The organism is Kitasatospora sp. NPDC101801 (genome assembly GCF_044766665.1).
GTDB lineage: Bacteria > Actinomycetota > Actinomycetes > Streptomycetales > Streptomycetaceae > Kitasatospora.
Map to the genome: position 1 here is coordinate 52,264 of NZ_JBIWML010000005.1, position 14,131 is coordinate 66,394.

Annotated in this window: 12 protein-coding genes; 8 read left to right on the top strand and 4 right to left on the bottom strand. The window is 73.2% G+C overall.

Annotation, left to right across the window (positions count from 1 at the left end; translation table 11 throughout):
* The first annotated feature begins 104 nt into the window (after positions 1 to 104).
* A complete protein-coding gene (locus ACIRPK_RS09395; protein ID WP_403035308.1) occupies positions 105 to 488 on the top strand; it encodes a hypothetical protein in 384 nt (127 codons plus the stop codon).
* Between the two features lie 504 nt (positions 489 to 992).
* Here the strand turns inward: ACIRPK_RS09395 and ACIRPK_RS09400 are convergent.
* On the bottom strand, positions 993 to 1,421 hold the full coding sequence (locus ACIRPK_RS09400; protein ID WP_403035310.1) for an ArsI/CadI family heavy metal resistance metalloenzyme: 429 nt from the start codon (positions 1,419 to 1,421) through the stop codon (positions 993 to 995).
* A gap of 88 nt (positions 1,422 to 1,509) precedes the next feature.
* Between ACIRPK_RS09400 and ACIRPK_RS09405 the strand changes: the two genes are divergently transcribed.
* From ACIRPK_RS09405 to ACIRPK_RS09415, 3 genes are read left to right on the top strand one after another with little or no spacing between them, the layout of a single operon-like run.
* Positions 1,510 to 1,896 (top strand): ArsR/SmtB family transcription factor, encoded by a 387-nt coding sequence (locus tag ACIRPK_RS09405; RefSeq protein WP_403035313.1) that lies wholly within the window; start codon positions 1,510 to 1,512, stop codon positions 1,894 to 1,896.
* On the top strand, positions 1,893 to 2,639 hold the full coding sequence (locus tag ACIRPK_RS09410) for an aquaporin (protein WP_403035316.1): 747 nt from the start codon (positions 1,893 to 1,895) through the stop codon (positions 2,637 to 2,639). Before ACIRPK_RS09405 ends, ACIRPK_RS09410 begins: the two co-directional genes overlap by 4 nt.
* A gap of 37 nt (positions 2,640 to 2,676) precedes the next feature.
* On the top strand, positions 2,677 to 3,099 hold the full coding sequence (locus ACIRPK_RS09415) for an arsenate reductase ArsC (RefSeq protein ID WP_403035318.1): 423 nt from the start codon (positions 2,677 to 2,679) through the stop codon (positions 3,097 to 3,099).
* A gap of 45 nt (positions 3,100 to 3,144) precedes the next feature.
* On the opposite strand, the gene ACIRPK_RS09420 is transcribed toward ACIRPK_RS09415, so the two are convergent.
* On the bottom strand, positions 3,145 to 4,137 hold the full coding sequence (locus ACIRPK_RS09420) for a helix-turn-helix transcriptional regulator (protein WP_403035320.1): 993 nt from the start codon (positions 4,135 to 4,137) through the stop codon (positions 3,145 to 3,147).
* Between the two features lie 229 nt (positions 4,138 to 4,366).
* Here ACIRPK_RS09420 and ACIRPK_RS09425 point away from each other — a divergent pair, with 229 nt between their 5' ends.
* The 4 genes from ACIRPK_RS09425 to ACIRPK_RS09440 all read left to right on the top strand — a co-directional run bounded on the left by ACIRPK_RS09425 (position 4,367) and on the right by ACIRPK_RS09440 (position 10,904).
* Complete coding sequence (locus tag ACIRPK_RS09425; RefSeq protein ID WP_403035323.1) at positions 4,367 to 5,230, top strand: LLM class flavin-dependent oxidoreductase; 864 nt, start codon at positions 4,367 to 4,369, stop codon at positions 5,228 to 5,230.
* 142 nt (positions 5,231 to 5,372) lie between these two features.
* The gene (locus tag ACIRPK_RS09430) at positions 5,373 to 6,047 is read left to right on the top strand and encodes a hypothetical protein (RefSeq protein ID WP_403035325.1); all 675 of its coding nucleotides are present in this window, start codon (positions 5,373 to 5,375) and stop codon (positions 6,045 to 6,047) included.
* A gap of 1 nt (position 6,048) precedes the next feature.
* Positions 6,049 to 7,611, top strand: coding sequence for a DNA polymerase Y family protein (locus tag ACIRPK_RS09435; protein WP_403035328.1), 1,563 nt, complete (start codon positions 6,049 to 6,051; stop codon positions 7,609 to 7,611).
* 35 nt (positions 7,612 to 7,646) lie between these two features.
* A complete protein-coding gene (locus ACIRPK_RS09440) occupies positions 7,647 to 10,904 on the top strand; it encodes an error-prone DNA polymerase (protein ID WP_403035330.1) in 3,258 nt (1,085 codons plus the stop codon).
* A 328-nt stretch (positions 10,905 to 11,232) separates the two neighbouring features.
* On the opposite strand, the gene ACIRPK_RS09445 is transcribed toward ACIRPK_RS09440, so the two are convergent.
* A complete protein-coding gene (locus tag ACIRPK_RS09445; protein WP_403035333.1) occupies positions 11,233 to 12,426 on the bottom strand; it encodes a PP2C family protein-serine/threonine phosphatase in 1,194 nt (397 codons plus the stop codon).
* On the bottom strand, positions 12,423 to 14,033 hold the full coding sequence (locus ACIRPK_RS09450) for an ATP-binding protein (protein WP_403035829.1): 1,611 nt from the start codon (positions 14,031 to 14,033) through the stop codon (positions 12,423 to 12,425). The genes ACIRPK_RS09445 and ACIRPK_RS09450 overlap by 4 nt, the downstream gene beginning before the upstream one ends.
* Positions 14,034 to 14,131 lie beyond the last annotated feature (98 nt).

Consider the following 14,131-nt stretch of genomic DNA (forward strand, 5'->3'; position numbering starts at 1 on the left):
ACGGTTCCGTCCCTCCGCTGCCCGATCGAGGCGCACCGGCGCCGACGGTGCGGTCAGCCGACCGGCCGCGTCCGTCCTGGAATACCGACGATGGGAAACATGTCATGCGTAAGACCTTCCGCTCCGCGATAGCCCTGGGCTTCGCCGCCGCCTCGCTGGTGCTCGGCACCGTCTCCGCCGAAGCCCGTTCCGCCCCTCCGACCTCCCAGGGCGACTTCGCCGGGTGCCGCACCGGCTGGGTGTGCATCTACGCCGACGCGAGCTGGAACAGCCGCATCGTCTACCAGTGGCAGAACTACGGCGCCCACAACCTCGCCAACATGGAGGGCGCCCACCGGGTGTTCAACAACCAGACCGGTGGGGCCGTCGCGTACCTGTGTCTCGGCTACGGGGCCTCCAACTGCCCCGGCGGCAACGACGTTCAGCCGTGGGAGTACTGGGACACCAACCTCAGCCCGATCAACTCCGTGTGGATGCCCGCGCCGTAACCACAGCGCCCCGAAGCCGGCCAGGCCCTCGTACCGCAACGGCGGTACGAGGGCCTGGCCGGCTTGTCGCGCCATCGCAGGCGCCCACCGCTGGGTCGGGTCGACGCACCGTCAGCCCCCGCAGGGACGCTCCCGTCCCGGAATTCCACCGGCCGACAGCGAATCCGCGCAGGTCGGGCCTGCGGTCCGCCGCCGCCGTCCGATCCCGGACCCTCTGACCCGCTCAGCGGCGGGAGCGGTCGGCCGGCCGTCGGGAACGGCCCGAGGTCGCGTGCAAGGGTGGCAGAGTGCGCCTGTGTGCCGCCCGAAAGGGGGGAGTCTCGATGGCGAAGCTGTCACGCGACGCCGAGTTCACGGCATTCGTTGTCTCGGGAAGCGGGTGGCTCCGCAAGGTGGCCTGGCCTCCACCCGAGCCCGGTCATTGCGGGCCCGCCATCAGCACCGTCGACCCCGTCGGCGTCCGCGCACTCAGCACCTCCGACCGCGCGGCGCCGGCCCGCCCCGTCAGGAGGCGAGGTCCTCGGTGCCGGTGCAGCAGTTGCCCGGGGCGCTCTTGCCGAGGGTGTCCGCGTCGGCCTTGACGACGTAGACCTCCCAGGGCTCCCGGCCGGGGCCGGTCACCCAGACCTTGTCCTGGAGGGCGTAGCAGCAGGAGGTGTCGTTCTCCTCGGAGGTGGCCAGGCCGACGTCCCGGAGGCGGGTGGCGGCGGCGGCGACCTGCTCGGTGCTCCCGACCTCGACGCCGAGGTGGTCCAGCCGGGTGTCCTCGCCTTCCTGACCCTCGATCAGGACCAGCTTGAGCGGCGGCTCGGCGACGGCGAAGTTGGCGTAGCCGGGCCGGCGCTTGGCGGGCCCGGTACCGAAGAGCTCGGAGTAGAAGGCGACGGAGGCTTCGAGGTCGGCGACGCGAAGGGCGAGCTGAACGCGGGACATGGTGGTCTCCTCGATCCGGATCCTTGATTCGACAGCTGTCGATACAGCGAGCTTGCCTCTCGGGATAGATGGCTGTCAACATAGACACATGTCGAATCTGGAACTGCCGGTGCTCGGGCCGGACGACGCCCCGGCGTGCTGCTCGCCGCTGGTCCGCGAGCCGCTGGACGAGGCGGCCGCCGTCGACCTGGCGAAGATGTTCAAGGCGCTGTCGGACCCGGTACGGCTGCGGCTGCTGTCGCTGATCGCCTCGCACGAGGGCGGCGAGGCGTGCGTCTGCGACCTGACGGGACCGTTCGACGTGTCCCAACCGACGATCTCCCACCACCTCAAGGTGCTGCGCGAGGCCGGGCTGGTCGGGTCCGAGCGGCGTGGGACCTGGGTCTACTACTGGGTGCTGCCCGCCGCACTGACCCGCCTGTCCGCGCTCCTGGACACCCCGGCCGCCCCGGCCACCGCAGGGGGATCCAGATGATCGGGGCACCGCCGCCGGCCCGCCGGGCCGTGGCCGAACTGGTCGGGACCGCCGCCCTGGTCGCCGTGGTGGTCGGTTCCGGCCTCCAGGCCACCGAGCTGTCGCGGGACGTCGGCGTGCAGCTGCTGGCCAACTCGCTCGCGACCGTGTTCGGCCTCGGGGCGCTGATCCTGCTGCTCGGCCCGGTCTCCGGTGCCCACTTCAACCCGGTCGTGACCCTGGCCGCCTGGTGGACCGGCCGCCGGAGCGGGGACGGGCCGAGCCTGCGGGAGGTCGCGGTCTACGTCCCGGCCCAGACGGTCGGCGCGATCGGCGGTGCGGTGCTTGCGGACGCGATGTTCGCCGAGCCGCTCGTCCGGTGGTCGACCCACGACCGCTGGGCTCCGCACCTGTGGCTGGGCGAGGTCGTGGCGACCGCCGGCCTGATCCTGTTGATCTTCGGCCTGACCCGGACCGACCGCGCGCGGTTCGCACCGGTCGCGGTCGCCTCGTACATCGGCGCCGCCTACTGGTTCACCTCCTCGACCAGCTTCGCGAACCCGGCGGTGACGATCGGACGCGCGTTCACCGACACCTTCGCGGGCATCGCTCCCGCCTCGGTGCTGCCGTTCGTCGCCGCCCAACTCGCCGGACTGGCGGTCGGCCTCGCGCTGGTCGCGGCCCTGTTCGGCCGCCCGGCGCCCGCCGCCGAGGACATCCCCGTCCCGCGTGGCGACCACCACCCGGCCACGGCCGCCCACTGACCCCGCAGGCTCCGGCCCGTACCCGAAGGACAGTTTCGTGAGCAGTTCCGCCGTCCCGTCCGTGCTGTTCGTCTGCGTTCACAACGCCGGGCGGTCTCAGATGGCCGCCGCATTCCTCACCCACCTCGGCGGCGGACGGGTGCAGGTCCGCTCCGCCGGCTCCGCCCCCGCCGGGAGCGTGAACGCGGCGGTGGTCGAGGCCCTCGCCGAGGTCGGCATCGACATCTCCGCCGAGATCCCGAAGGTGTTGACCGTCGAGGCGGTGCAGGCCTCCGACGTGGTGATCACCATGGGCTGCGGCGACGCCTGCCCCTTCTTACCGGGCAAGACCTATCTGGACTGGAAGCTGGACGACCCGGCCGGCCAGGGCGTCGAGGCGGTCCGGCCGATCCGCGACCAGATCGAGGCCCGGATCCGCGACCTGCTCACCGAGCAGCTCGGCATCGGGCCCGCCGCCTGACCGGCCGCCCCGCCCTCTCCTCCTCTCCCCCAACACCCGAGGCGGTCAGCCCAGTCCACCGAGCATGATCCGGGCTATCAGCTCACGACGGCTCGCCACCCCGGCCTTCGCGAACACCGACTTCAGGTGGTCCTGCACCGTGTACGGCGTCATGGCGAGCACCCGTGCCACCTCCTTGGTGTCGCAACCGCGCACCAGCAGCAGGGCCACCTCCTGCTCACGGGCCGTCAGGCCGTACGCGGAGAGGTAGAGCGGTATCGCGTCCGCCGGCGTGGCCCGGGTCGCGACCACCGTGACCTCCCCGCCCGCCGAGCCCCGCAACGCCGAGGCGTGCAGCACGAACCAGTGCCCGTCCCGATCCTGCACCCGGATCTTCGCCTGCGAGACCGGCAGCCCGGCGGCCGCCCGACGGGCCCCCTCGGCGGCCATCGCGAAGGCGATCGGCACCGACAGCGAGGTCCGCGACGGATCCGCCAGCCGGGCGAGCAGTTCCTCCGCCGGCCCCGACACGGCGATCGGACGGTTCGTCACGCCCAGCACCATCACGGCCGGCCCGCCGCCCGATCCGCCCGGTCCCGGCGCCTCGGGCGGCGGGGCGTGGCAGGCACTCAGCGCGCGGCCGAGGTGCCGGGCGGCGGTGTCCGCGAGCTGACGCTGACGGGCCAGGTACGGACCCCGGTCGGGCGCCCGCAGGAACGCGGCACAGCCCCACATCCCGCCGTGCGCGTCGAACACCGTCCGCAGTTCGTCGCCGAATCCCGCCGGTGCGACCTGCTCCCGGTACCGGACGCTGTGCTCCGGTCGGCCCCTGGTCGCCCGGCTCAAGGTCTCGGCCCGGAAACCACTGCGCCGGATCTTCGGAAACGTGGCGAGGTCGTCCGCCCACACCTCCAGCCGGACCGCCTCCTCGAACGCGCCCAGGCCCAGATCGTCGCTGAGCACCGAGTTCACCAGCCCGGTCGCCGGATCGGCCGTGTGCCAGCAGACGGCATCGAACTCCAGTACCTGGCGCAGCAGTTCATCGGCTCTACGGAACACCGCAGCCACCGGAAGCCCGGCCACCGCCAACTCCCGTAAACCCTCCATCGCCTGCCGCGCCGCCACCCCACCCACCCCACGTACTCCCATGGCCGGAAGCTAGCACGCCCGCCGGGACCACCCCCTGACCTGACCTCAGCCCGCCCGCTCCTGTGCCTGACAGCCAACCTGCGGTGAAGGCCCCCCAATCCGATTGCCGTCCCCGTGGCGGGTTGCGCACACTGCTGGGATGCGCTTCTCCGTCAACATCCCCAACTTCGGTGACTTCGCCGACCCCCGGAACGTCGCGACGGTGGCGGTTGCCGCCGAGCAGGCCGGCTGGGACGGGCTCTTCGTCTGGGACCACGTCCTGCACCGCCGGCACCAGGGACGCCCCTTCGGCGATCCCTGGATGCTGCTGACGGCAGCCGCACTGGCGACCTCACGGATCCGACTGGGCCCCCTGCTGACGCCGGTCCCCCGTTACCGTCCGGAGCAACTGGCCCGTCAGGTGGCCACCTTGGACAGTCTCAGCGGGGGCCGGGTGATCTTCGCTGCGGGCCTGGGCGGTCCGATCGAGGACGAGTACCGCAGCTTCGGCGACGCCGCCGAGCCACCCGTCCTCGCCGAACGGCTGGACGAGGGACTGGAGTTGTTGCGGCGCTTCTGGTCGGGTGAGCCGGTGGACCACCGTGGCGGGCACTACGAGGCCCGGGACGTGACGCTGCTGCCGGCAAGCGTTCAGCAGCCCGGTCCGCCGGTATGGATCGGCGGGTTCTGGCCGCGTCGTTCGCCCATGCGGCGGGCAGCGCGCTGGGACGGCGCGGTGCCGCTGTTCGAGACCGCCCGGCACGGACAGGTGCCGGATGCGGCGGAGGTACGGGACCTCGTCGACTTCGTGCGCAAGCACCGTACGGCCGAGGCCGGGCGCCCCTTCGAGTTCGTGCTCGGCGGTGCCACGCCCCTGAACGCGGCGAGGGCCAAGGACGTGATCGGTCCGCTCCACGACGCCGGCGCCACCTGGTGGGACGAGCGACAGCTCCAGCTCGGCCCCGACCTGGACCGCCTGCCCCCGGTGCTGCGCCGGATCGAGGCGGGGCCGCCGGTGATCTGACCGAACGCCGAGGCTCTCGATCCACCTGCCCCACCTCCACTCCCGTGACCTGCAGTAACAGCATCAGATCGAACTAGTGACCGATTCATGCGAAGGGGAACCCCGACTTCCCTTTTTCGTTCATTTGTTCGACAGTGGGGGCATGGAGGCATCCCTGGCCACTCTGGCACCCCGGCTCCAGCTGTCCCGCCCGGGGCAGCTGGTCCCGGTGCTGCCCGCGCTCGAAGGTCTCCTTCCGGAGCGGGGTCTGCGCCCGGGTGCGGCGGTGTCGGTGACCGGCGGCGGCACCGCGCTGCTGCTGGCGCTCGCGGCCGCCGCGTCGACCGGCGGCACCTGGTGCGCGGCGGTCGGTGTCGAGGGGCTCGGCCTGCTGGCGGCGGCCGAGCTCGGGGTCGACCTGACGCGCCTGGTGGTGGTCGAGGACGCCGGCGACCAGTGGGCCCGGGTCGCGATGGCCTTGGCCGACGGCGTCGGTGTGCTGCTGTTGCGCCCGTCCGGCCGGGTCTCGGACCGGGTGGCGGAGCAGGTGGTCACGGTGACCAGGCGCAGCGGGTGTGCGCTGGTGGTGTCCGGGGAGTGGCCCGGTGCGCGGGTCCGGCTGCGGGTGGCGTCCCGGTCCTGGGAGGGCGTGGGCCAGGGACACGGCCGGCTGCGGGCCCGTCGCCTGGTGGTGGAGGCCGGCGGTCGGGGGGCCGCGGCCCGTGAACGGCAGCACGAACTCTGGCTGCCGGACCGCCAGGGCGCGGTCCGGACCGCCGGCCCGAACGCGCACCGTCCTGAGGCGGACGCGACGCACGATCCGTTGGCGGTGGTCTGAGGTGCCAAGGACCCAGGAGGACGTCCACGGGGAAGCCGTACCCCCGCGGGTGCTGGCCGTCTGGGTGCCCGACTGGCCCGTGATCGCCGTCCTGGGTGCGGAGCCGGGGCCGGACCGGCCGGTCGTCGTGGTCGAGCGCGGCCGAGTGCTGGCGGCTTCCGCCGCCGCCCGGCGCGGTGGGGTGCGGCAGGGGCAGAAGGTGCGCTCGGCCCAGTCGCTGGTGGCCGGCCTGGCGGTGCACGAGCGCCGGGCCGACACGGAGGCCGGGCTGTTCGAACCGGTGGCGGACGCGGTGGGCGTGCTGGCCGCACGGCTGGAGGTGGTGCGCCCCGGGATGCTGGCGCTTCCGGCCGCTGGTGCGGCCCGGTTCCACGGCGGCGAGGACGCGCTGGCGGAGAAGGTGGTCGACGCGGTGGAGGCCGTCGGCCACGCGTGCCGGATCGGAGTCGCCGACGGCCTGTTCGCGGCGCAGTTGGCGGCCCGGGCCGAGCGGGTGGTACCGATCGGGGAGAGCGCCCGGTTCCTGGCGGCGATCCCGGTGTCGGAGCTGGCGGAGCCGAAGCTGGCCGGTCTGCTCGGGCGGCTCGGCATCGTGACGATCGGTCAGTTCGCCGGCCTCCCGGTCGGCAGCGTCGCGGACCGCTTCGGCCGGGTCGGCGTGGTCGCGCACCGGCTGGCCCGGGGGCTGGAGGCCCGCCCGGTCGTCGCCCGCCCACCCGGGGTGCACCTGACGGTGGAGCAGCGTTTCGACCAGCCGTTCACGGTCATGGAGCCGCTGGTGTTCGCGGCCCGGGCGCTGGCCGAGCGTCTGCACGCCGGTCTCGCCGGGGCGGGCCTGGCCTGCGGGCGGGTCGAGATCGAGGTGGAGTGCGCCGACGGCACGGGTGCGTCCCGGGCCTGGCGGCACGAGGGCCTGCTCTCCGTCGGGGCGGTGGCCGAGCGGATGCGCTGGCAGTTGCAGGCCTGGCAGCAGCGGCAGTTGTTCGACGAGGCCTCCGGCGGGGTCGTGGTGCTGCGGCTGGTCCCGGACGGGCTGGTACGCGATCCGGGCCGCCAGCTGTCGCTGGCCGACGGGAATCAGGAGGCCACCGAGCGGATCGAGCGGGCCGTGGCCCGGGTGCAGGCGATCCTCGGCCACACCGCGCCGGTCACCGTCGAGCTGGCCGGCGGCCGCACCCCCGCCGACCGGATCGTCCGCACGCCCTGGGGGGATGCCCACCGGGAGCGCCGCGCGGACGGACCCTGGCCGGGCCGGCTGCCCTCGCCGTCCCCGACCCGGGTGCCGCCCGCCCCGGTACCGGTGCGGCTGCTGGACGCCGAGGGCCGGGAGGTCGAGGTCACCGCGCGGGCCGAGACCCGCAGCGCCCCGGCCCGCCTGGTCCTGCACTCGGGAGCCGTCGAGGTGACCGGCTGGGCGGGACCGTGGCCGGAACAGGAACGCTGGTGGGCCCCGGACGAGGCCCGGCGCACCGCCCGGATGCAGGTCACCGTCGCCGACGGACGGGCCTTACTGCTCGCCGTCACCGGCGGCCGCTGGCGCCTGGAAGGCGACTACGACACCTGACCCCCGATCCCCCCAGCAAGACCGGACACCGCAGCATGGGTTTCACCAACCACCCGAAGACACCGTGGCGCGACCTGCACCACGCCATGACCGGCACCCGGCCGGGTGACCGTACGGTCATCCCCTTCCCCGGCCCCGAGCCGGCCCCGGCTCCGCCGCCGTCCCCACCTGCGGGCAGCCGTCCCGGCCCCGGCTGGGCGGAGCTGCACGTCCACACCAGCTACAGCTTCCTGGACGGCGCCAGCGATCCGGCCGAACTGGTCGACGAGGCGGCGAGGTTGGGCATCGGCGCGCTCGCGGTCACCGACCACGACGGCCTCTACGCCGCCGCGACGTTCGCCGCCGAGGCCCGTCGCACCGGCCTCGCCACGGTCTTCGGGGCGGAGCTGACCCTGGACGCCGCGCTCGCGCCGACCGGCGTCGCGGACCAGGACGGTGAGCACCTGCTCGTCCTGGCCCGGGGGGTGGAGGGCTACCGGCGCCTGGCCAAGGTGATCGGCGACGCCCACCTGGCCGGTGGCGCCAAACGCCGCCCCCGGTACGACCGCGAACGGCTCACCGACGCGCACGCCGGCCACTGGGCGGTCCTGACCGGCTGCCGCAAGGGCGCCGTCCGCCGCGCCCTGGAGAGCGAGGGGCCGGCCGGCGCCGAGCGCGAACTCCGGCTCCTCGCCGACCGGTTCGGCCCCGGCAACGTCTTCGTCGAGCTGACCGACCACCACCTGCCCGGCGACGACGACCGCAACGACACCCTGGCGGCACTCGCCGCCCGAACCGGGCTCCCGCTGGTGGCCACCACCGCCGCCCACCACGCCGCCCCCGCCCAGGGCCGGCTCGCCCAGGCCCTGGCCGCCCTGCGCCAGGGCCGCTCGCTGGCCGACGCCGAGGCGTACCTGGCGGCGGCCGGCACCGCCCACCTGCGCTCCCCGGCCGAGATGGCCCGGCGCCTGGCCCCCTGGCCCGGCGTCCAACAGGCCACCGTCGACCTCGCCCGCGAGCTCGCCTTCGACTTCAAGGCTCTCGAACCCGAGATGCCCGGCTTCACCGTCCCGGACGGCCACACCGAGATCAGCTGGCTGCGCCGCCTCACCCTCGAAGCTGCTGCCCGTCGCTTCGCCCCGGGCAACACCAAGGCTCACCAGCAGGTCGCCCACGAGCTGGACGTGATCCAGCAGTTGAAGCTCGCCGGGTACTTCCTGATCGTCCACGACATCGTGGCCTTCACCCACCGGTCCGGCATCTGGTGCCAGGGCCGGGGCTCGGCCGCCAACTCCGCCGTCTGCTACGCCCTCGGCATCACCGCCGTCGACCCGATCCGCTACGACCTCCTGTTCGAGCGCTTCCTCTCCCCGGAGCGCGACGGCCCACCCGACATCGACCTGGACATCGAGCACCGCCGCCGCGAGGAGGTCATCCAGTACGTCTACGACACCTACGGCCGCGACCACGCCGCCCAGGTCGCCAACGTCATCACCTACCAACCCCGCCTCGCCGTCCGCGACGCCGCCCGCGCCCTCGGCTACGCCCCCGGCGACCTGGACCGCTTCGCCACCGCCACCGGCTGGCACGAGATGCCCCCGGCCGACGCCGGAGTGCCGGACGACGTCCGGGAGTTGGCCGCCGGGCTGCGCGGCCTGCCCCGCCACCTCGGCATCCACTCCGGCGGCATGGTCCTCACCCACCGCCCGATCGCCGAGACCTGCCCCACCGAGTGGGCCACCATGCCCGGCCGCTCCGTGCTCCAGTGGGACAAGGACGGCTGCGCCGAGGCCGGACTGGTCAAGATCGACCTCCTCGGCCTCGGCATGCTCTCCGCCCTGCACGACGCCTGCGACCTGATCGAGCGTCACCACGGCCTGCGCTACGACCTGGCGACCATTCCCAAGGAGGTGAAGGAGGTCTACGAGATGCTCTCCCGGGCCGACACCGTCGGCGTCTTCCAGGTCGAGTCCCGCGCCCAGGCCGGCGCCCTGCCCCGGATGCGCCCGAGCGAGTTCTACGACCTGGTCGTCCAGGTCGCCCTGATCCGCCCCGGCCCGATCCAGGGCGGCTCGGTCCACCCCTACATCCGCCGCCGGAACGGACACGAACCCGCCACCATCGCGCACCGGTCGATGAAGAAGGCCCTCACCAAGACCCTCGGCGTCCCGCTGTTCCAGGAGCAGATGATGCAACTCGCCATCGACTGCGCCGGGTTCACCCCCGCCGAGGCCGACCAACTGCGCCAGGCGATGGGCTCCAAACGCTCCCACCAGCGCGTCGCGGCCCTGCGCGAGCGCCTGCTCGCCGGGATGAAGAAGCGCGGCATCCCGGACGCGGTCGCCGAGGACGTCTACACCAAGATCGACGCCTTCTCCGGCTACGGCTTCCCCGAGTCCCACGCCGCCTCCTTCGCGCTGCTCGTCTACGCCAGCGCCTGGCTCAAGCTGAAGCACCCGGAGGCGTTCACCTGCGCCCTGCTGGCCAACCAGCCGATGGGCTTCTACTCCCCGCTGAGCCTGATCGCCGACGCCCGCCGACACGGCGTCACCGTGCTGCCCGCCGACGTCAACCACTCCCACCCCGCCCCCACCCTGGAACCCGTCCCGGGCACCCGCCCCGCCATCCGGCTCGGCCTCGCCGCCGTACGCGGCCTCGGCGACGACCACGCCGCCACCATCACCGCCGGGCAGCCGTACACCGACCTGGAGGACTTCGCCCGCCGTACCGCCCTGCCCGCACCCGCCCTCGAAGCCCTCGCCACCGCCGGCGCCTTCGCCGGCCTCGGGGTGACCCGCCGTCAGGCCCTGTGGTCCGCCGGGCTGCTCGCCCGCACCACCGGCGACATGCTCCCCGGCACCACCCTCGCCCTGACCCCACCGGACGGCGTGCCGGAGATGACCGCGATCGAGGAGACCATCGCCGACCTGTGGGCCACCGGCGCCTCCGCCACCACCCACCCCGTCCAGCACGCCCGCCCCCACCTGGACCGGTGCGGCGCCATGACCGCCGTCGGCTTCAAGGACGAGGCGGTCCACGGCACCCTGGTGAGCGTCGGCGGCCTGGTCACCCACCGCCAACGCCCGCCCACCGCGGGCGGCGTCCTGTTCATCTCCCTGGAGGACGAGACCGGCCTGGTCAACATCGTCGTCCAGCCGCACGTGTGGGAACGCCAGCGCAAGGTGGCGCTCGGCAGCGCCGGCCTGCTCGTCCACGGCACCACCGAGCGCCGCGACGGCGCGATCAACCTGGTCGCCACCCGTCTCGTCCCGCTCACCCTCGCCCCCGGCGCCCGCAGCCGCGACTTCCGCTGACCAGTCGGCCGAGGAAGTCCCGCCGGTCGATGACAGCCGGGCCCCGGCGAGGGTCAGCACGGCAGTTCACCCTGGCCGACTCGAACCACCCCCGACCACACCGTCCTGGCCCGAGCGCTCCACGCCTACCTGCGCTGGCGCAACGCCGACGCACGCCCCCCGGCATCCTCGCGGCCGAACGACGAGAACGCGCCCGCAGCCGCAGCGAGCGGCCCACCGCGAAGGCGGCACCGTCCCGGTCCGTCCGGCCGGCCAAGCCCTCGGAAGGGTCCGCAAGGTGATCCTGCCCGCACACTCTCGAACCCGGTGGACGTCTCCGGTCAGAGCACTAGCGGCGGTCCCAGTGGAGGTGGAGGACGGCGAGGTCGTCGCTGTGGCGGCCGGCGTTCAGGGTGTGGGTCTGCTGGATGAGCAGGTCGACGTGGGTGGCCGGGTCCGCCGGGGCCGAGGCGTTGATCAGCGCAAGCAGTCCGTCGACGCCGAGCCGCTCGCCGGTGGAGCCGTTGTGCCCCTCGGTGAGGCCGTCGGTGTAGATGGTCAGGGAGCCGGTGTCCGGGAGCGGGACGACCGTGCGGGGCCAGTTCCGGAAGCCGGGGAGGATGCCGAGCGCGATGCCGTGGGCGGCGGTCACCTCCCGGGTGCCCTCGGCGGTGGCGAGCAGGGGTTCGTGGTGACCGGCGAGGTGGAAGGTCGCGGTCGCCCGGCCCTGGTCGAGGGTGAGCAGGGTGCAGGTGGCGAACTGCGACTCGCTTCCGCGTTCGGCGACCAGGACGCGTTCCATCAGGTGGAGCAGGTCCTCACCTCGGTGTCCGCCCAGGATCAGGGAGCGCCAGGCTATCCGGAGCAGGACACCGAGGGCGGCGGCGTCGCGGCCGTGTCCGCTGACGTCGCCGACCACGGCGTGCAGGAGTCCGTCGTCGCCTTCGACGACGTCGAGGAAGTCGCCGCCGAGCAGGGCCATCGCGGTGCCGGGCAGGTAGCGGCTGGTGACCGTCACGGTCGAGGTGCCGAGGATCGGCGGCGGCAGCAGCCCGCGTTCCAGGCGGGCGTTCTCCTCCGCGCGCAGGCGGATCGTCTGAGCCTCCATGCTGGCGCGCTCGGTCTGGCTGCGGTAGACGGCGTAGCGCAGGGTGCGGCGCAGCAGTTCGGGCTCGACCTTGCCCTTGACGAGATAGTCCTGGGCCCCGGCGGCCATCGCGTCGGTGCCCGCCCGGGCCTCGGCGAGGCCGGTGAGGACGATGACGGCGTTGTGGGGTGCGAGGTCGCGGACCGCGGTGATGGCGGCGGTTCCGGTGGCATCGGGCAGGTGGAGGTCCAGCAGGATGCAGTCGATCTGCTGGGCGGCCAGCACCGCCTTGGCCGCGTCGAGGGTCGATCTGACGGTGAGTTCGAAGCGCAGGCCGGTGTCCAGCAGGAGTTCCTCGACCAGGATGACGTCGGCGTCGTCGTCCTCGACCAGCAGGACGCGGTAGGTCGGCTCGTCCTCGGCCGGGCCGGGCTGGGTGGTGGTGGCCGAGGTCATCGCGTCTGCGGCTCCGTGTCCGCGTGACCGGCCTCCGGCACGGTGGAGTGGCCCGGGGTCTCGAGTGGTTCGGGGGCCAGGGTGAAGCTGATGCGCGTGCCGTCGCCGTACTGCGGGTCCACGGTGATGGTGCCGCCGTGGAACTCGACGATCTTCCTGCACATCGCCAGGCCTATGCCGCTGCCGCTGTAGGCGTCCTTGGTGTGGAGGCGCTGGAAGATGACGAAGACCTTGTCGGCGAACTCCGGGGCGATGCCGATGCCGTTGTCGGTGACGGCGAAGTGCCACAGCTGGTCCCCGCGCGTCGCCGAGACGTGGATGCGGGGTTCCTCATCGGGTCGGCGGAACTTGACGGCGTTTCCGATCAGGTTCTGCCAGAGCATCCCCATCTGGGTGGGGTCGGCCACCAGGACCGGCAGCGGGTCGTGGGTGATCCGGGCACCGGCCTCCTCGATGCCGACGCTCAGTGCGTCCAGGGTCCGCTCCAGCGTCTTCTCCAGGTCCACCTCCTGGTGGCTCTGGTGGACCCGGCCCACCCGGGAGAACTCGAGGAGGTCATTGATCAGGACCTGCATGCGGTTGGCACCGTCGACGGCGAAGTCGATGTACTGGTCGGCCCGGGCGTCGAGCTGACCGCCGTAGCGGCGCTGGAGCAGCTGGGTGAAGCTGGAGACCTTGCGCAGCGGCTCCTGAAGGTCGTGCGAGGCGACGTAGGCGAACTGCTCCAGCTCGGTGTTGGAGCGCTGCAGATCGGCCGCCTGCGCGTCCAGGCGCATCCGGGCCTCCTCGATGGAGGACAGCTCCCGCACCAGGCGGCGGCGCATGGAGTCGATCTCGCCGCTGAGGCGCCGCAGGTCGGCGGGGCCGGTCGCGGTGATCGGGTGTCCGAAATCACCGCCGGTGATGCGCCGGGCGTCCTCGCCCAGCTGCTCCAGCGGCCGGGTGATGCCCCGGCGCAACCCTTCGAAGACCAGCACGGTGAGCAGGGCGATCACCACCGCGATCGCCGCGAAAACCCAGTTGCGCACCCGCATCGTCGCCAGGAGGTCGTCGCGTGCCTGGGTGCGGTCGGCGCGCAGGTGGTCCTGTTCCCGCAGCAGTTCGGCGCGGACGGCGTCGAAGGCGGCCTTGCCCCCGCCGGCGGTCGCGGCGGCCTCCGCCGAGGGTGCGCCCGGTGGGGATGCGGCGATCGGACGGGCGATCTCCTCCTGCCACCTCGTGATCGCCGCCTCGACGGAGGCGAGGTCCCCCTGTGCGGCGTCGTTGCCGCGCAGGAGTTCGGCCAGGCGCGCGACGTGGGTCTGCTGGTCCCTCACGCCCTGCTGGTAGGGCAGGAGGAACTCAACGTTGCCGGTGAGTCCGTAGCCGCGGATCCCGGTCTCCTGGTTGAGCAGGGCGGCCTCCAGGCGGAACGAGGTGGACATCGCCGGTGAACGCACGTCGACCAATTCGGTGCTGATGGTCTGGGTCCTGTCCAGCACCCAGAATCCCGTCACTCCGAGCACGGCCAGCACGGTCAGGGAGAGGGCGACGCCGGCCCGCAGCCAGCGCCTGGTCGTCCACCTGGACAGGCTCCGCTCACGCGACGGCCTGCGGTTGTCCTGCATCGTGTTCGCCTCTCCGGTGGCAGCCGTCCCGGCAGAGCGGCGCAGCGCATACTGTAGAGGCATCACGACAAGCGTTGTTGTCGCAGGGTCAGATCCGG